General features: G+C 70.0%; 12 protein-coding genes. 7 read left to right on the plus strand and 5 right to left on the minus strand.

Features of this window, described 5'->3' with window-relative positions; all coding sequences use genetic code 11:
* Window positions 1–82: 82 nt before the first annotated feature.
* Window positions 83–916: an alpha/beta fold hydrolase gene (locus ACYQ77_RS27705; RefSeq protein WP_459716329.1), complete on the plus strand. Its 834-nt coding sequence runs from the start codon at window positions 83–85 to the stop codon at window positions 914–916.
* 485 nt (window positions 917–1,401) lie between these two features.
* Here the strand turns inward: ACYQ77_RS27705 and ACYQ77_RS27710 are convergent, their stop codons facing one another.
* The 3 genes from ACYQ77_RS27710 to ACYQ77_RS27720 all read right to left on the minus strand — a co-directional run bounded on the left by ACYQ77_RS27710 (window position 1,402) and on the right by ACYQ77_RS27720 (window position 4,724).
* A complete protein-coding gene (locus tag ACYQ77_RS27710; protein ID WP_459716330.1) occupies window positions 1,402–2,046 on the minus strand; it encodes a lytic polysaccharide monooxygenase auxiliary activity family 9 protein in 645 nt (214 codons plus the stop codon).
* Between the two features lie 27 nt (window positions 2,047–2,073).
* Complete coding sequence (locus ACYQ77_RS27715) at window positions 2,074–3,441, minus strand: glycoside hydrolase family 6 protein (RefSeq protein WP_459716332.1); 1,368 nt, start codon at window positions 3,439–3,441, stop codon at window positions 2,074–2,076.
* A gap of 332 nt (window positions 3,442–3,773) precedes the next feature.
* The gene (locus tag ACYQ77_RS27720; RefSeq protein WP_459716334.1) at window positions 3,774–4,724 is read right to left on the minus strand and encodes a glycoside hydrolase family 6 protein; all 951 of its coding nucleotides are present in this window, start codon (window positions 4,722–4,724) and stop codon (window positions 3,774–3,776) included.
* 200 nt (window positions 4,725–4,924) lie between these two features.
* Here ACYQ77_RS27720 and ACYQ77_RS27725 point away from each other — a divergent pair, with 200 nt between their 5' ends.
* A complete protein-coding gene (locus tag ACYQ77_RS27725; protein WP_459716336.1) occupies window positions 4,925–5,905 on the plus strand; it encodes a LacI family DNA-binding transcriptional regulator in 981 nt (326 codons plus the stop codon).
* A 56-nt stretch (window positions 5,906–5,961) separates the two neighbouring features.
* Here ACYQ77_RS27725 and ACYQ77_RS27730 read toward each other — a convergent pair whose 3' ends face one another.
* Window positions 5,962–8,553 (minus strand): glycoside hydrolase family 9 protein, encoded by a 2,592-nt coding sequence (locus ACYQ77_RS27730; RefSeq protein WP_459716337.1) that lies wholly within the window; start codon window positions 8,551–8,553, stop codon window positions 5,962–5,964.
* Window positions 8,554–8,769: 216 nt separating this feature from the next.
* On the opposite strand from ACYQ77_RS27730, the gene ACYQ77_RS27735 reads away from it, so the two are divergent.
* A complete protein-coding gene (locus ACYQ77_RS27735; RefSeq protein WP_459716339.1) occupies window positions 8,770–9,804 on the plus strand; it encodes a lytic polysaccharide monooxygenase auxiliary activity family 9 protein in 1,035 nt (344 codons plus the stop codon).
* Window positions 9,805–9,831: 27 nt separating this feature from the next.
* Here ACYQ77_RS27735 and ACYQ77_RS27740 read toward each other — a convergent pair whose 3' ends face one another.
* Window positions 9,832–10,257 (minus strand): hypothetical protein, encoded by a 426-nt coding sequence (locus ACYQ77_RS27740; protein ID WP_459716340.1) that lies wholly within the window; start codon window positions 10,255–10,257, stop codon window positions 9,832–9,834.
* 248 nt (window positions 10,258–10,505) lie between these two features.
* On the opposite strand from ACYQ77_RS27740, the gene ACYQ77_RS27745 reads away from it, so the two are divergent.
* From ACYQ77_RS27745 to ACYQ77_RS27760, 4 genes are all read left to right on the plus strand, one after another.
* The gene (locus tag ACYQ77_RS27745; RefSeq protein WP_459716342.1) at window positions 10,506–12,452 is read left to right on the plus strand and encodes a glycoside hydrolase family 9 protein; all 1,947 of its coding nucleotides are present in this window, start codon (window positions 10,506–10,508) and stop codon (window positions 12,450–12,452) included.
* Window positions 12,453–12,593: 141 nt separating this feature from the next.
* Entirely contained in the window at window positions 12,594–15,545 is a 2,952-nt protein-coding gene (locus ACYQ77_RS27750; protein WP_459716344.1) for a glycoside hydrolase family 48 protein, read from the plus strand.
* 175 nt (window positions 15,546–15,720) lie between these two features.
* Complete coding sequence (locus ACYQ77_RS27755) at window positions 15,721–17,049, plus strand: cellulase family glycosylhydrolase (protein ID WP_459716345.1); 1,329 nt, start codon at window positions 15,721–15,723, stop codon at window positions 17,047–17,049.
* A 271-nt stretch (window positions 17,050–17,320) separates the two neighbouring features.
* Complete coding sequence (locus ACYQ77_RS27760; protein ID WP_459716347.1) at window positions 17,321–17,890, plus strand: dihydrofolate reductase family protein; 570 nt, start codon at window positions 17,321–17,323, stop codon at window positions 17,888–17,890.

The raw sequence follows: 17,890 nt of genomic DNA on the forward strand, positions 1-17,890 counted from the left end.
CCCGGAATGCCCCGGTCGGCGACGCGGTTGTGCCGGACAGTCGGAGAACATCGGTTCTCCCAGGTCCGGTAAGGAAAGCGCGATGCCGTACATCACCGTCGGGACCGAGAACGACACGAACATCGATCTCTACTACGAGGACCACGGGAGCGGCAGGCCCGTCGTCCTGATCCACGGCTATCCCCTCGACGGCCACTCGTGGGAGAAGCAGAGCGCGGCGCTGCTGGCCGCCGGCTACCGCGTCATCACCTACGACCGGCGTGGTTTCGGCCAGTCGAGCCAGCCCACCTCCGGCTACGACTACGACACGTTCGCGCACGACCTCAAGGTCGTCCTGGACACGCTGGACCTGAACGACGTCGTCCTGGTCGGGTTCTCGATGGGCACCGGCGAGGTCGGCCGGTACCTGGGCACGTACGGCTCGGCGCGCGTCGCGAAGGCCGCGTTCCTGGCGTCGCTGGAACCGTTCCTGCTCAAGACCGACGACAACCCGGCGGGTGTGCCGCAGGAGGTCTTCGACGGCATCCTCGCCGCGGTGTTGGCCGACCGGTACGCCTACTTCACCGACTTCTACAAGAACTTCTACAACACCGACGAGAACCTCGGGACGCGGCTGTCGGAGGAGGCGCTGCGCAACAGCTGGCACGTGGCCGCGGGCGCGTCCTGGTACGCGTCGTCCGCCGCGGTGCCGACGTGGGTCACCGACTTCCGCGCCGACATCCCCAAGGTCGACGTGCCCGCGCTGATCCTGCACGGGACGGCGGACAACATCCTGCCGATCGAGTCCACGGCCCGGCGCTTCCGGGAACTCCTGCCGAACGCGACGTACGTCGAGATCGAAGGCGCGCCGCACGGTCTGCTGTGGACACACGCGGACGAGGTGAACGCCGCGCTGCTCGAGTTCCTGAAGGGCTGATGGTTGCCGGGAGGAGCCCGGGTGTGGTTCCTCCCCTTCCTTTACCTCCTTTTGCATCCCGTCGACCTCCCTGCCCGGGCCATCACATCGCGTCCACGGCTCGTCGCTTCCGGGAGCTGCCGCCGGATCGCGACGTACGTCGCGATCGAGTGCGGTCTTCTGTGGACACACGTGAACGACGTGAACGCCGCTCTCTCAGATTCCTGAAGGCTCATCGGTTCGGGGGAAGCCACGGTGTGCGGTCACACCGTGGCTTGTCTCTTGTTCGTGCCGCTTTCGCGACGGTGGGCTCTGTCCTCGCCGGACGGGCGTCCTCGCCGGAGGGGGTGGTCTCCGGGATGGCGGGGGGTTGGGCACGGGGTTGGGTTGGCAAGGACTGGTGTCCGTGGCTGCCTGCCATCCCGTCGACCTCCCGCCGCCGCTTCTTGTGGAGCGGCCACCTTCTCGCCATGGGGCGGGAAGGTGGCCGCTTTCCTTTCGGGGTGTCAACCGGTGATGTTGACGTCACTGCAGAAGTAGTACGACTGGTCCAGGTGGCTCGCCTGCCAGATCGTGTACACGATGTGTCTGCCGGTGCGGTTGCCCGCGTTCACCGGGATCAGGGTGTTGCTCTGCGGCGGTGTTCTGCCCACCGACGTGACCAGCTCCAGGTCCGCCCACCGCAGTGGCTGCGTGCGCGGGTCGAAGCCCTGCCTGGTGATGTACACCCGGTAGTAGTCGGCGCCGTGGAGGGCCTGGTCGTAGACGTTGACCGTGAAGTTCCTCGGCTTGTTCACCGCCTTCCAGTCGCCCACCGCGTCCATCGCGGCGTATCTGCCGTTCTGGGTGCGGCCCGCGGAGCACAGCTGGCCGTCGGGGATGGCGGCCTGGTGGTTGCCGCCGACGTTCTCGCGGTACAGGCCGTTCCAGTTCCACATGGCGTTCGTGTCGGCCTGCCATGCCTGCCAGCACATCGGGTCCTGTGTCGCCATGGCCGGGTTCTGGAAGTCGCTGCCCCAGCGTTGCCAGCAGCCGTAGTTGCGCGACGGCGGGTCGGTCGCGTTGCCGTGCGCGGACGCGGGCAACGCTCCCGCGACCACCATCGCGGCCGCCGCGGCCAGCACCGCCGCGGCACGCAGTCGGATGGACATGTCTCCTCCTTCACTCGCCGCGGCGCCTCACAGCGGCGGGTACGCGTTCGCCATCAGCTGCTGGAACTGGGCGGAGAACCAGTGCCCGGACAGCGGCGCGTCCGGCAGCGCACCGGACGGGTTGTTGCCGTTGAGCGGGTTGCCGCCGTAGGTCGGGTCGCACATCCGGTCGAAGCCCTTGCCCTCGTCGTTCGGGATCTCGCGGCTCGCGCCGTCGGACTCGCCCGGCGGCTTCATCCACACGTACGCGTCGATGCCCGCCGCGGGCGCCGCCGTCGGGCGCTCGCCGAGGCCCGCGCCGGACTGGTTGCACCAGTTGCCCTTGTGGATGCGGCGGTCGATCCGGCCGCCGTTCACGTACTCGTCGACCGACGTGCGCGGGCCGGGACCGGCCGGCCGGGCGCTGCCGCCCCAGCCGTTGCGCGAGGTGTCGATGAGCATGCCGACGCCCGGGTCGAACCCGGCCTGCACGAGCCGCTGGCGGAACGCCTGCGCGAAGGACAGCTCGTCGACGTACCGGTTCCAGTCCACCCACTTCGACTGGCGGACCGACGTGCCGTTCACCGTGTCGTCGATGGTGTAGTTCGGCTCGCGGGTCGGCGAGTAGTTCGCCGTGTTGGTGATGAAGCCGTGCACGTTGGCGGTCGTGCTGCCCTCGGCCCTGGCGGCCTGCGCGAACAGGTCGGCCGACGGGCCGAAGTTGTCGTCCCAGCCGATCCAGCCGTGGTGCGCTGCGTCGAGGTAGTTGTAGACGTTCTCGATGGGGCCGAACTTGGACAGCGCGTAGCCGATGCCCTTGACGTAGTTGCCGTTCTGCTTCATCACGTCGCACGCGGGCACAGCCGTCGGCCTGCCGGAGGTGTTGGTGACCAGGTTCGGCAACGAGTCGATCTCGACCACCGTGACGATCCGCAGGTTCGCGTACGCGGGGTCGGCGAGGATGGCCGCGATCGGGTCGATGAACTCCGACTTGTACCTCGGCAGGTCGTCCGGGCCCAGCTCACCGTTGGAGGCGAGCGCGGAGCAGTCGCGGCCGGGCAGGTCGTAGATGACGAGCTGGATCACCAGCGGCCGGCCGCCGGACTGGCTCACCGCCTCGTCGAGGTGGTCGCGCAGGCCCATCCCGCCGTTCACGCCCTCGATGGCCGCGATCCGGTCGAGCCACACCCCGGTCGGCTGGTTCGCGACCCGGCTGCCGCCCGGCTCGGCGGCCGCCTTGGCGGACCACTCGGGGTTCACGTACACCTTCGCGCCGGCGTACGGGTTGTCGACGCGCGGGGCCGGTGCGGCGGTCGCCGGGCCCGCCGACAGCGACACCGACGCGAGCGCGGCGGCGACGGCGGCGGCCACGGCCAGGCCCTTGCGCGGGGCGCCTCGTACCGAGGCAGAACGCATGATGACTCCTTTGTCACGGGAATTTCCGGGAGATTTTGGGAACGCTCCCAACATTCGACCTTAACGATGCGGTCGGCATTCGTGAAGGTCGTTGGACCGTCCGTGACGCGCCGCGCGCACGGAACGTGGTTCCGCTGTCTGGTAATACCTTTTCCCATTGCTCCGTTCAGGAGCCGTTCAGCGATCCCTGCGCACGGTACGAGCGGTTCCCGCGCGCCTGCGGCCGTTCGCCCGGCGATCTTAGGCCGATTGTGCGAACTTGGTCGAATTCCACCGGAACGAAATACCGGCGGCCGCCCGGGCAGGCGACCGCCGGTATTTTCGCTCGTATTTCAGGAGGTGGCGAGTTCGTACGCGCGCTGCGGCACGAACTGACCGGCCGGCGCGATGCAGCCGTCCGCCTCGCCGGGCAGCTTCACCCACAGGAACGCGTCGATCTGGCCGTCACCGGTGCTGGTGGTGCTCGGCGTGCCGATCCGGCGGCCCGCCGGGTCGCACCACTCGCTGCCCAGCGGCCCGTTGCCGTTGCGGCTCGTGTCGATGACCGCGTGCAGCCTGCTGTCACCGACGTTCGCGAGCACCGCCTTGGCGAAGGCCACCTCGTCGGCCGTGCGGCGGTAGTTCGACACGTTGGTCGAGATGCCGTCCGCGCTCCCCGAGATGTCCGCGGCCCGCAGGCGCGCGGCCGCCTCGCCCGGGGACAGCCACGCGGAGTGCCCGATGTCGAAGTACACCCTGGCCTGCGCGGACCCGGCCTTGAGCCGCTTGCCCGCGTACGCCATGGACGCACGCGTCTCCGCCTGCTGGTTCGCGTCCTGGCAGTTGGTCATCAACGGCAGGACGTCGGGTTCGAGCACGATGTACGCCGGCCGCCCGGCGAGCCCGGCCGCCACCTGGTCCACCCACGCCCGGTAGGCGCTGTGGGACGGGGCGCCGCCGGAGCTCGCGCCGCCGCAGTCCCGGTTGGGGATGTTGTAGACGACCATGATCGGGATCCGGCCCGCCGCGGCCGCCGCGCCGACGAACGCGTCGACCTCACCGCGGACCGTGCTGGTGTTGGTCGTGGTGAACCACCGCGCCTGCGGCACGTTCGCGATCCGGTCGCGGATGACCGCGGCCCGGCCGTCGTTGGGGTTGGCGGCGACCCAGCGGGCCGCGCTGGTCTGCGGGTCGACGTAGAACCCCGTCGGCGCGGCCTGCGCCGGGCCGGGGCTCACGGGGACCAGCGCCACCGCGGCGATCGCCACCACCCACGTTTTGCGTAAGTACTGCCTGAGCACCATCCATACCTCCGGAGAAATCCGTGTGGAACTGGATGGGAGCGTTCCCAAATGTACCCGCTGCCACAGTGTGCTCGGTCCGCCACGCCCAGTCAAGGAACCTCCGGGTGGGAAGGCTCCCAGTATCATGGCGGAATGCGGGAGTGTGCGGGGTGAGCGAGGGACGACGGTCGCGGGCGAGCGGGCGCCCGACTCTGGAACAGGTGGCGATAGAGGCGAACGTGTCACGCGGGACGGCGTCCCGCGTGGTGAACGGCTCGCTCGAGGTGAGCCCGTGGGCGCTCAAGGCGGTGCAGGACGCGATCCGCAAGCTCGGGTACGTGCCCAACCAGGCGGCGCGCAGCCTGGTGACCCGCCGGTCGGACACGGTGCTGCTGGTGGTGTCGGAGTCCGAGGACCGCGTGTTCGGCGAGCCGTTCTTCGTCAACCTCGTGCGGGGGCTGAGCCAGGAGCTGTCCTCCACTCCCTTGCAGCTGAACCTGATGATGGCCAACACCGCGCGGCAGCACGGCAAGGTCGAGCAGCAGGTCCGCAACGGCCACGTCGACGGCGTCATCCTGATCTCGCTGCACGGTGACGACCCGCTCCCCCGCAACATCATCGCCGCGGGCGCCCCGGTGGCGCTGAACGGCAGGCCGATGTCCGACGTCGGCGCGGTGCCGTACGTGGACGCGGACAACGAGTCGGGCGCGCGGACCGCCGTCGAGTACCTCTACCGGCAGGGCCGCCGCCGGATCGCGACGATCACCGGCCCGCAGGACATGGCCGCGGGCATCGACCGCCTCGCGGGCTACCGGGCGGCGCTGCGCGGCAAGCGGGGCGTGACCCGGCTGGTCGCGGCCGGTGACTTCGGCCAGGCCAGCGGCGAGTCGGCGACCAGGGAGCTGCTGGCGAAGGACCCGGACCTGGACGCGGTGTTCGCGGCGAGCGACCTGATGGCCGCCGGCGCGCTGAAGGCACTGCGCGCGGCGGGCCGCCGCGTCCCGGACGACGTGGCGGTGATCGGCTTCGACGACTCCGACCTGGCCCGCAACACCGACCCGATGCTGACCAGCGTCAGCCAGCCGATCCAGCAGATGGGCCGCGAGCTGGCGAAGCTGCTGATCACGCAGCTGCGCGACCCGGACGCGAAGCTGAGCCCGGTGATCCTGCCGACCGAACTGGTGTGCCGCGAGTCAGCCTGAGCCGATCGCGGGCGGTTCACCAGCCACTTCCGGCCCGGTGAACCGCCCGCGCCCGGTCAGGTGGTGCACCGCTCCCCGTTGACGGTGAACGCCGTCGGCGGCACGTGGGTGCCGGTCTTGCTCGCGTTGAAGCCGACCGTCACCGAGGTGCCCGGTGCCACGCGCTTGTTCCACGAGACGGCGTCGCCGCGTACCGCCTTGCCGGACTGCGACCACGTGGCGCTCCAGCCGTACTGCAGCCGTTCGTCACCGGAGAAGCCGAACTCCAGCCGCCAGTTGTCCCACGCGGTGGTGCCCGTGTTCGTGATCGTCAGCTGGGCGGTCAGCCCGGTCTGCCACGCCGACGCCGAGTAGCCGACCTTGCACCCGGCCGCCGACACCGGGGGCACCGCGTGCTCGGCGGTCCAGTTCGACAGCCACGCGAGCGCCGAGTTCCAGTTGACGGTCACCTCGTTGAGCGAGTACGCCTCGATGTGGTCGACCCAGCACCGCTGCGCCGGGCAGCCCTGCAGCATCCGCTGCGCCACCGGGTCCTGCAGCGCGCTGTTCGGCCCGCCCGACAACGCGCCCGGCGGTGCGATCGGCAGCGACGGGTCCAGCTGGTTCGCCCAGAACCGGTGGTGCACGTTGCGCACCGGCTGGTCACCCCAGCCGGACACGTAGGAGTGGTTCACCGGGTTGCGGCCCAGCAGGTAGTCCATCGCGGCGAACGCGCCGTCGCGGTACTTCGGGGCGCGGGTCAGGTCGTAGGCGAGGCCGAGCACCATGCCGTTGTTGGCGACGAGGCCGTTCGACCCCCACTCGTACCCGCCGTCGGCGGTCTTGTACGGGGCCGGGTGCCCCATGGTCGCCATGTTCGCCAGGTGCGCGTCCGCCGTGGACACGACCGCCGTGCGGATGGCGTCGGTCGACAGGTCACGCGGGGTCAGCAGCAGCGACACGTCGCCGAGCGGGCCCGTCGAGCCCCAGTCGAAGCCGCGCACGTCCAGGCTCTTCCCGCCGAACAGCGGGGACCCGGTCACGTCCGCGCGGTAGCGGCCCGTGGTCACGAACAGCTCGGCCGCCGCCCAGTAGAACTCGTCGGTCAGCGTCGCGTCGCTGTAGGCGCCGCCACCGGTGCCGTCGTTCGGGTCGGCGATCCGGTTCGGGTTGGCCTTCGCCGCCGCGTACGCCTTCTCCGCCGCGGCGAGCGTGCGGGCCGAGAACTCCGCGTCGTACGGCGCCCACAGCCGGGACGCCTGCGCCGCCACCGCCGCCAGGTTCAGCGTCGCGGCCGTGCTGGGCGCGGACAGCCGCCGGGGCTGCGCGTCCTCGTGCGGCAGCGTCGGCAGGCCGGTCCACTGCTCGTCGTGGATCTTGTGGTGGGCCATGCCCGCGAGCGGCCGCCCGTCGGGGACCTGCATGCTGAGCAGGAACTCGACCTCCCAGCGCGCCTCGTCCAGCACGTCCGGCACGCCGTTGGCCCGCTCGGGGATCGCGAGGGTGCCGTCGCCGAGCGCCGCGTCGTCGCCGATCAGCGCCGCGCGCTCGTAGCTGTTCTGCAGCTGCCACGCGGAGATGCCGCCGTTCACCACGTACTTGCCGTGGTCGCCCGCGTCGTACCAGCCGCCGCGCACGTCGAGGGTGTACCCGCAGTTCAGGTCGGCGCGGCACGGCACGTCGTCGTCACCGCGGTTCGGCGCCACGTTCACGTGCCCGGCAGGCCGCGCGTACTCCGCACCCACGTACTGCGCCTCGATCGGGGTGCCGCTGCGCTGGTGGTAGAAGAACGCGAGCGAGTCGTACCGCAGGTCGGTCATCGCGGTCGCGGAGATGTCGAACGGGTGGCTGACCACGTCCCCGACGGCCAGCGTGTAGCCGCTGCCCGGCCGGTCGTACGCGGAGAAGTCGATCACGTGGACGTTCTCGTCCGACAACGCGTCCCGGCCGAGCGGGGTGGTCCGGCCGGTGGCGACGGACGTGCCCGCGCTGTCGCGCAGCGTCCACGTCTGCGGGGTGGTCGACGTGGTCGCGAGGCTCGCCTTCTTGGGCAGGCCCGGCACGTAGCCGACCTGGTTGACCCGCAGCGGCGCGGCCGGTTCCAGTCCTCCCGGCGGCAGCACGCCGCCGACCAGCGACACGTTGTCGACGCAGACCGTGTTGTCGAACGACTGGCCGCCGAACCAGAACGCGAACTGCCCGTTGCCCGCGGCCGGGAAGTCCAGTGTGGAGTCGAAGGTGAACGTGAAGGTCTGCTTCACCGGCGTGACGGTCACCTCGGTGCGCGCGATCTGCCGGTACGGCTCGACGGCCTCCCCCGCCACCGCGGAGATCGGCTGCGTGACCGTGGCCCGCGCGTCGAACCTCAGCGTGTAGGACTGTCCCGCCTCGTAGGGCACGCCGTTCTGGCCGGACAGCGCGTCGTAACCGTTCACCGTGCCGCCGGTGACGTCGACGCAGAGCTCCCCGCCCGTCACCGCGCCCCGGGTGTTCGGCCCGTTCCACCACGGGTCGGCGGTACCGGCGGAGAAGTCGCCGTTCACGAGCCGCTCGTACTCGGCAGCGGTCCCGGCGGGCTCCGACGCCGCCGAGGGCGCTCCCGGAGCCACGGCGACGACCGCGCCGATGACAGCAGGCAGCAGCACGCGCCGCCAATTCTTGATCACCACGTCGTGATCCTTTCGGAGTCCGATTCTTTGGGAGCGCTCCCACAATGTAGCCGGGCACCCGACGACTGGGAAGTCTGTTACGGAGAATGACCTGTCACGGGAACTTTCTCACTCGTTTGGCCGCGTTCGCCCGATGTGGACTCCACGCTATGGTGCCGGGACTGGGAGCGCTCCCAGTGCTGTCAGAAAGAAGGCACCATGACACGCAGAAAGGCAATGACAGCGGTCCTGGCCGTGGTCACCATGATGGTGGCCGGCCTGGTGACCGCAACACTGAACCCACAACCGGCCGCGGCGCACGGCGCGATGATGAAACCCGGGAGCCGGACGTTCCTGTGCTGGCAGGACGGGCGGACCAGCCAGGGCAACATCGTGCCGAAGAACTCCGCGTGCGCGGCGGCGGTGGCGCAGAGCGGGGACAACTCGCTCTACAACTGGTTCTCGGTGCTCCGCTCGGACGGGGCGGGCCGCACGCGCGGCTTCATCCCGGACGGCCAGCTCTGCTCGGGCGGCAACCCGAACTTCTCGGGTTACGACCGGGCGGGGAACTGGCCGCGGACCCACCTCACGTCGGGTGCGAGCTTCAGCTTCTCGTACAACGCGTGGGCGGCCCACCCCGGCTGGTTCTACCTGTACGTCACCAAGGACGGGTACGACCCGAGCCGCCCGCTGCGGTGGGACGACCTGGAGGACCAGCCGTTCCTGACCGCGGACCACCCGCCGATGACCGGCTCCGTCGGCTCCGTCGACGCGCACTACTACTGGACGGGCAACTTCCCGTCCGGCAAGTCCGGCAAGCACGTCATCTACTCGGTGTGGAAGCGGTCCGACAGCGCGGAGACGTTCTACGGCTGCTCGGACGTCGTGTTCGACGGCGGCAACGGCGAGGTCACCGGTGTCGGCGAGGTCGACGACCCGCCGGACCCCGGCGAGCCGCCGAACGGCGCGTGCACGGCGACGTGGGCGACCACCGGCTCCTGGAACGGCGGTTACCAGGCCGAGGTCACCGTGCGGAACCCGGGCACGACGGCACTGTCCGGCTGGCGGGTCGGCTGGGCGATCCCGAGCGGCACGACGATCAACAGCGTCTGGAACGGCACGCTCACCACGGACAGCCTGGGTACCCAGGCCACGGTGGGCAACGTGGGCTGGAACGGCTCGATACCGGCGGGCGGCACCCGGTCGTTCGGCCTGACGGCCAACGCGACGGGCAGTACCGCGGCACCGGCGCTGACCTGCTCGAGCCCGTGATCCCCGGGCCCCATTGGAGCGGCGGCTTCAGTGGTGCCCGTGCTCCGGGTTCGCGAACACGCACCCCGCCACGTCCGAGGGCACCTGGTGGATGCGGGGGTCGGCGGTCTCGCACCGGAAGTAGAACAGCCCGAGCTTCGCGGTGCCGAGAAAACCCTGCGACACGGCGAACCCGTTGCCGAAGGCGAACGCCGGTCCCTCCGCGATCTCGCCCGCGCGCATCGCGTCGTGCCACGATTCCTGAAATTTTCGCTGCTCATCGCCACTGAACAGGATAAGTCCGACCACCGGAAATTCCGCGGATACGCGACAGGTCGCCCATTCCGCGACGTGCGGCGCCAGGCGCGCGGCGATGTCCGGGCCGACGAAGTCGGGCAGCTCGTCGATCGCACGCGCCCTGACCTGGTCACATGCACCCGCCCGGGCGTCGATCCAGTCGACCAGCTCGTCCATTGTGGACATGTGAGCGCCCAGCGCGGCGGCCCCTCTGGTGGCCGTCGGCGCGGGCACGGAACAGGCCGCGAGCACGCTCGCAGAGATCAACAATGCGGTGGCGAGACGCCTCATACCTTTCTGCTCTACTCCGAATTCGCGCCGCGCACAACACTTTCCGCCCGATGGCGGAATCCGCTCTTCCCAAATGCACGGATCTGGCGTTACGCTTCTGGGAGCGCTCCCAGCCCTCAACGAGGAGGCACTCAGTGCGCACCCCTGCACCCCTGCTCGTGGCACTGGCCGTGCTGGCCGGTCTGCTCACGGCACCCGTGACCGCCGTGGCCGCGCCCGCGTTCAACTACGGCGAGGCGCTGCAGAAGTCGATCTGGTTCTACGACGCGCAACGCTCCGGCGACCTCGGCGCGGACAACCGCGTGAACTGGCGCGGCGACTCGGCGCTCACCGACGGCCGCGACGTCGGCATCGACCTGTCCGGCGGCTTCTACGACGCCGGTGACCACGTCAAGTTCGGCCTCCCGTTCAGCGCGAGCATGACCATGCTCGCGTGGGGCGCGCTGGAGGAGACCGCCGCCTACCAGCGGGCGGGCCAGCTCGCGCCGCTGAAGGCGAACCTGCGCTGGGGCATGGACTGGCTGATCAAGGCGCACCCGCAGCCCCAGGTCCTGTACGGGCAGGTCGGCAACGGCAACGCCGACCACCAGTGGTGGGGCCCGGCCGAGGTGATGCCGATGGCCCGCCCCGCCTACAAGATCGACGCCAACTGCCCCGGCTCGGACCTCGCGGGCGAGTCCGCCGCCGCGATGGCCGCCTCCTCGATGGTGTTCTCCGACGACCCCGCGTACGCGAACACCTTGCTCACGCACGCCAAGCAGCTCTACGCGTTCGCCGACCAGCGGCGCGGGAAGTACAGCGACTGCATCACCGACGCGCAGAACTTCTACCGCTCCTGGAGCGGGTACCACGACGAGCTCGTCTGGGGCGCGATCTGGCTCTACCGCGCCACCGGCGACGCGGCCTACCTCGCGAAGGCAGAGGCGGAGTACGCGAACCTGTCCAACGAGCAGCAGACGAACACCAAGTCCTACCGGTGGACGATCGCGTGGGACGACAAGTCCTACGGCGCGTACGTGCTGCTCGCCGAGTTGACCGGCAAGGCGCAGTACTTCACCGACGCCAACCGCTGGCTCGACTACTGGACCACCGGTGTCAACGGCCAGCGCGTCACCTACTCCCCCGGCGGCCTCGCCTTCCTCGACACGTGGGGATCGCTGCGGTACGCGGCCAACACCGCGTTCGTCGCGCTGGTGCACAGCGAGAACGTCACCGACCCGGGACGCAAGGCGCGCTACCACGACTTCGGCGTCCGGCAGATCAACTACACGCTCGGCCAGAACCCGCGCGGCGCCAGCTACATGGTCGGGTTCGGGCAGAACCCGCCGCGCAACCCGCACCACCGCACCGCGCACGGCAGCTGGACCGACAACATCCAGGAACCGGCGCAGAGCCGCCACGTGCTGTACGGCGCGCTGGTCGGCGGCCCGAACTCGAGCGACGGCTACACCGACAGCCGCCAGGACTACGTGGCGAACGAGGTCGCGCTCGACTACAACGCCGCCTACACCGGCGCGCTCGCGAAGCTGTACGACGAGTACGGCGGCGCCCCGCTCGCGAACTTCCCGGTCGCGGAGACCCCCACGGGCCCGGAGATCTACGTGCAGGGCGCGGCGACGCAGCAGAGCTCGACGTTCACCGAGGTCAAGCTGTACGTGGTGAACACGTCCGCGTGGCCTGCCCGTGCGGTGACCGGCGGGAAGGTCCGCTACTACTTCACCCTCGACGGCACCACGACGCCCGCGCAGCTGACCGTCACCACGAACTACAACCAGTGCGGCCCCGCGTCGGCGCCGAAGCAGCACGCGGGGAACGTCTACTACGTCGAGGTCGCCTGCCCGGACGCCATCGCGCCGGCCGGGCAGAGCAGGTACCGCAAGGAGATCCAGGTCCGCGTCACGAGCAGCGGCACCTGGGATCCCGCCAACGACTGGTCCTACTCGGGCCTGCCGTCCGGTGGCGCCCAGCCGGCGACCACCGATCGGATCGTGCTCACCAGCGCGGCCGGCGCCGTCCTGTGGGGCAGGGCCCCTGACGGCGCTCTCCGTGAGTCAGCGCCCGGTGGTCCCTCCAGGCGCTGACCGGCCTGGCGGGTCGCCGGTATGTGGCGACCGGCGACCCGCCCTCCAGCTCCACCAAGCCCCGGCTCGGGGTCGATGTGTGCCCGCGCGGCCCCGAGCCGGTCCCACCTGTTCGCAGTACAACCGCTCGAGGAGGACCCTGTGAGATCCCGACTACCGGCGCGCTTCGGCAGAGCGCGCCCTGTCACGGCGCTGACCGCCGCCGTGGCACTCACGGCCGCGGTCAGCAGCGGTGTCGAACCGGTGGCGTCCGACGTCGGTGCGGCGGCCGTGTCCTGCACCGTGGCCTATTCCGTCACGAGCGACTGGAACACCGGTTTCGGCGCTTCTGTATCGATTCGCAACGAGGGCACGGAGGTCATCCCCGACTGGAACCTCACGTGGACCTTCGCCGACGGCCAGCAGATCACCCAGCTGTGGAACGGGTCCTTCACGCAGTCCGGCGGCGCGGTGAGCGTGCGCGGCGCGGACTGGCAGCGCAACATCAACGCGGGCGCGTCCGTGTCGTTCGGGTTCAACGGCAGCAGGACCAGTGCCGGGAACCGGGCGCCGACCGACTTCAAGGTCAACGGTGTTGCCTGCGTCGGCCCGAACAAGGCGCCGACGGTCGCGGTCACCAGCCCGGCCAACAACACCGCCTACACCGTCGGCTCGGCGATCCCGCTCGCCGCGACCGCGGCGGACAGCGACGGTTCCGTCGCGTCGGTCGAGTTCTACGCGGGCACCACCCGGCTCGGCGCCGACACCACCGCGCCGTACCAGTTCTCGTGGACGGGCGCGGCCGCCGGTGAGTACTCGGTGACCGCGCGGGCGGTCGACAACCTCGGCGCGGCGACGGTGTCGGCGCCGGTGGCGGTGCGCGTGCTGTCGGCGCCCGCGGTCGTCGCGACCCCGTCGACGGTCCGGCTCCGGCAGGGCACGACGGCCACCGTGGACGTGAAGCTCGCGACCCAGCCGAGCGGCTCGGTCACGCTGACCGTGGCACGCACCGCGGGCAGCACCGACCTGACCGCCAGCCCGACGACGCTCACGTTCGACCAGACCAGCTGGAACACCGCGAAGCCGGTGACCATCACGTCGGCGAACAACGGCGGCGCACTCGCGTCGGCGACGTTCTCGGTGTCCGGCACCGGGCTCACCGCGGCCACGCTCGACGTGGCGGAGATCGACGCGAACGCGTCGGACTACCGGGCGGCGTTCCTGGAGCAGTACAACAAGATCAAGGACCCGGACAGCGGCTACTTCCGCAACTTCGGCGGGCTGCTGGTGCCCTACCACTCGGTGGAGACGCTGATGGTCGAGGCGCCGGACCACGGTCACCAGACCACGTCCGAGGCGTTCAGCTACTACCTGTGGCTGGAGGCGGCGTACGGCCAGCTCGAGGGTGACTGGGCGCCGTTCAACGCGGCGTGGGCGTCGCTGGAGAAGTACATCATCCCCAGCCACGCCGACCAGCCGACGAACGACAAGTACAACGCCGCCGACCCGGCGACGTACGCGCCGGAGCACCCGAGGATGGACCAGTACCCGGCGGTGCTGGACAACAACGTCCCGGTCGGCTCGGACCCCATCGCCGGTGAGCTGAAGAACGCCTACGGCACGTCGGACATCTACGGCATGCACTGGCTGATGGACGTGGACAACGTCTACGGCTTCGGCCACTGCGGTGACGGTTCCTCCGCCGCGCCGGTGTACATGAACACCTACCAGCGGGGTTCGAGCGAGTCGGTGTGGGAGACCATCCCGCAGCCGTCGTGCGACACGTTCGCGCACGGCGGCCCGAACGGGTACCTCGACCTGTTCACCAAGGACTCGAGCTACGCCAAGCAGTGGAAGTACACGAACGCACCCGACGCCGACGCGCGTGCCGTCCAGGTGGCGTACCTCGCCAACAAGTGGGCGACCGCGCAGGGCAAGGGCGCGCAGGTGGCCGACGTCGTGAAGAAGGCGTCGAAGATGGGTGACTACCTGCGGTACGCCATGTTCGACAAGTACTTCAAGAAGATCGGCAACTGCGTCGGTCCTTCGACGTGCCCGGCGGGCACCGGCAAGGACAGCTCGCACTACCTCATGTCGTGGTACTACGCGTGGGGCGGTGCGACGGACACGTCCGCTGGCTGGGCGTGGCGCATCGGTGACGGCGCCGCGCACCAGGGCTACCAGAACCCGCTCGCCGCGTACGCGCTCGCCAACGACCCGGCGATGAAGCCGCTCTCGGCGACGGGGGCGACGGACTGGGCGAAGAGCCTGGACCGGCAGCTGGAGTTCCTGCAGTGGCTGCAGTCCGCCGACGGCGGTATCGCCGGTGGCGCCACGAACAGCTGGGACGGCCAGTACGGCACGCCGCCGTCGGGTGCGTCGACGTTCTACGGCATGTACTACGACTGGCAGCCGGTGTGGCACGACCCGCCGTCGAACCGCTGGTTCGGTTTCCAGGTCTGGGGTCTGGAGCGGGTCGCCGCCCTGTACCAGCAGACCGGGGACGCGCGGGCGAAGAAGATCCTCGACAAGTGGGTGCCGTGGGCCATCGCGAACACGACGGTCGGCACGGGTGGCAACTTCCAGATCCCGTCCGACATGGAGTGGACCGGTCAGCCGGACACGTGGAACCCGTCGTCGCCGGGCAGCAACGCGAACCTGCGGGTGCGCGTGGTGAACCACAGCACGGACGTCGGTGTGGCGGCCTCGTACGCGAAGGTGCTGCTGAACTACGCGGCGAAGTCCGGGAACGCGGCTGCCAGGACGACCGGTGAGGGCCTGCTCAACGCGCTGCTGGCCCACACCGACTCGATCGGCATCGCGGTGCCGGAGACGCGGACGGACTACAGCCGCTTCGACGACGAGTACAACTCGTCGACCGGGGAGGGTGTGTACGTGCCGCCGGGCTGGAGCGGCGAGATGCCCAACGGCGACCCGATCGCCGCGGGCGCGGACTTCCTGTCCATCCGGTCGTTCTACGAGGACGACCCGCAGTGGCAGAAGGTCGAGAACTACCTGAACGGTGGCGCCGCGCCGACGTTCACCTACCACCGGTTCTGGGCGCAGGCCGAGATCGCGACCGCGTTCTCGCTGCACGTGCAGTTGTTCGGCTGAGCGGAGCTCGCGAAGCGAACATCGGTGCTGAGCGGAGCTCGCGAAGCGAACATCGGTGCCGGCCCAACACACGCGGTGCGTCCACACCGCCGTGAGCGCACCGCAGGCCCGGTCCCGCCAGCCGCCGCTGGCGGGACCGGGCCGCCCACTTTTTCGGCATAGCGGGAGGATGGAGATGCGAAAAGCTCTGACAGTGGTGGCGTTCCTGATAGCCGCGTTGTGCGTGCCGCTGAACGCCGCGGCGGCGCCGGCGGGGTTCTACGTGTCCGGCGGCAAGCTGTACGAGTCGAACGGCGCCGAGTTCGTGATGCGCGGGGTGAACCACGCGCACACCTGGTATCCCCAGCAGACTCGCGCGTTCGCGGACATCAAGGCGCTGGGCGCCAACACCGTCCGCGTGGTGCTGGCGTCGGGTCAGCGGTGGACGAAGAACGACACCGCGGACGTGGCGAACGTGGTGTCGCTGTGCAAGCAGAACCGGCTGATCTGCGTGCTGGAGGTGCACGACACCACGGGCTACGGCGAACAGTCGGGCGCGGCGACGCTCGCGCAGGCCGTGGACTACTGGCTGTCGGTGAAGAGCGCGCTGGCCGGCCAGGAGAAGTACGTGCTCGTCAACATCGGCAACGAGCCGTACGGCAACCAGGGCTACCAGACGTGGGCGTCGGACACGTCGACGGCGATCCAGCGCCTGCGGGCGGGCGGCATCACCCACACGATCATGGTGGACGCGCCGAACTGGGGCCAGGACTGGAGCTTCACCATGCGCGACAACGCGGCGACGGTGTTCCAGTCGGACCCGGACCGCAACACCGTGTTCTCCATCCACATGTACGGCGTCTTCGACACGGCCGCCGAGATCAACGACTACCTGGGGCGCTTCCGGACCGCGGGGCTGCCGATCGTGGTCGGCGAGTTCGGCCACAACCACTCGGACGGCAACCCCGACGAGGACACCATCCTCGCCACCACCCGGTCCATGGGCATCGGCTACCTGGGCTGGTCGTGGAGCGGCAACGGCGGCGGCGTCGAGTACCTGGACATGGTGACGAACTTCGACCCGGCGCAGCTCACGTCGTGGGGCCAGCGGCTCTTCAACGGCACGAACGGCATCAAGGCGACCTCCCGCGAGGCGACCGTGTACGGCGGCGGCAACCCCGACCCGGACCCGGAGCCCGAGCCGGGCGCGTGCACGGCGAGCTACCGCGTGGTGGGCCAGTGGCAGGACGGCTTCCAGGGCGAGGTCACGGTGACCAACCGCCAGACCACCGCCGTCGACGGCTGGCGGGTGCGGTGGACGTTCCCGTCCGGCCAGCGGATCACGAACATGTGGCACGCGGTCCCCACGCAGACGGGCGCGGAGGTGGTGGCGGCGAACGCGTCGTACAACGCCCGCATCCCGGCGGGCGGCTCGGTGACCATCGGCTTCACAGGCTCGTGGTCGGGCACGAACACGGCCCCGACGAGTTTCGCCCTGAACACGACCACCTGTACAGCGGCGTAGACCCCGCGGGCCGGGCGCGCAGGCCCGGCCCGCGAAGCGGGGCTCACACCCAAGACGGGCACAGCCCACCAGACCCACGACTAGCTGACCTCCCCGACCAGGCGAATCCCAGTCACACCGCGGCAATAGACCTGGCAGCAAACCCAGCCCCTCCCGACGACGAAGCCCTCGGAGGGAGATCCTGGAACACAACGTTCCGCGGCCGGTGTCGATCGGCGGTACTCCCGTTCGTAGCCAGGGTGAGAGACCCGCACACCCCAGGGAGCACGCCATGACCGCCACCTACACCTTCGACATCTTCACCACCCTCGACGGCTTCGCCTCCTACACGGACGACGGCGACTGGGGCGGTTACTGGGGCAAGCAGGGCCCGGAGTTCCTCGACCGCCGCCTGGCCCTGTACCGCGACGAACAACGCCTGGTCCTCGGCGCCACCACGTTCCGCCAGTTCCAGCAGGCACTGGGCCCGGCGGTCACCGACCCGGTGAACACCCGCATGAAGAACATGCCGACCACGGTGATCTCGTCCACGCTGCACAACCCGCTCGACTGGCCGGACGCGACGGTCGTCAGCGGCGACGCCGTCGACACCGTCGCCATGCTCAAGGCGGCGTCCGACGTCCCCCTGCGCTCACACGGCAGCCTCTCGCTGAACCGCGCGCTGATGGCGGCAGGCCTGGTCGACCGCGTCCAGGTGACGATCTTCCCCGTGATCAGCGGGCGGACCGGGGCGGAACCGGTCTTCCACGGCGCCGCCGACTTCGACCTCGAGCTGCTCGAGGCCCGCACCCTCGACGGCCACACGCAGGAACTCGTCTACCGGCCCACCCCGCACAGGTGA

The organism is Actinophytocola sp. KF-1, assembly GCF_054661535.1.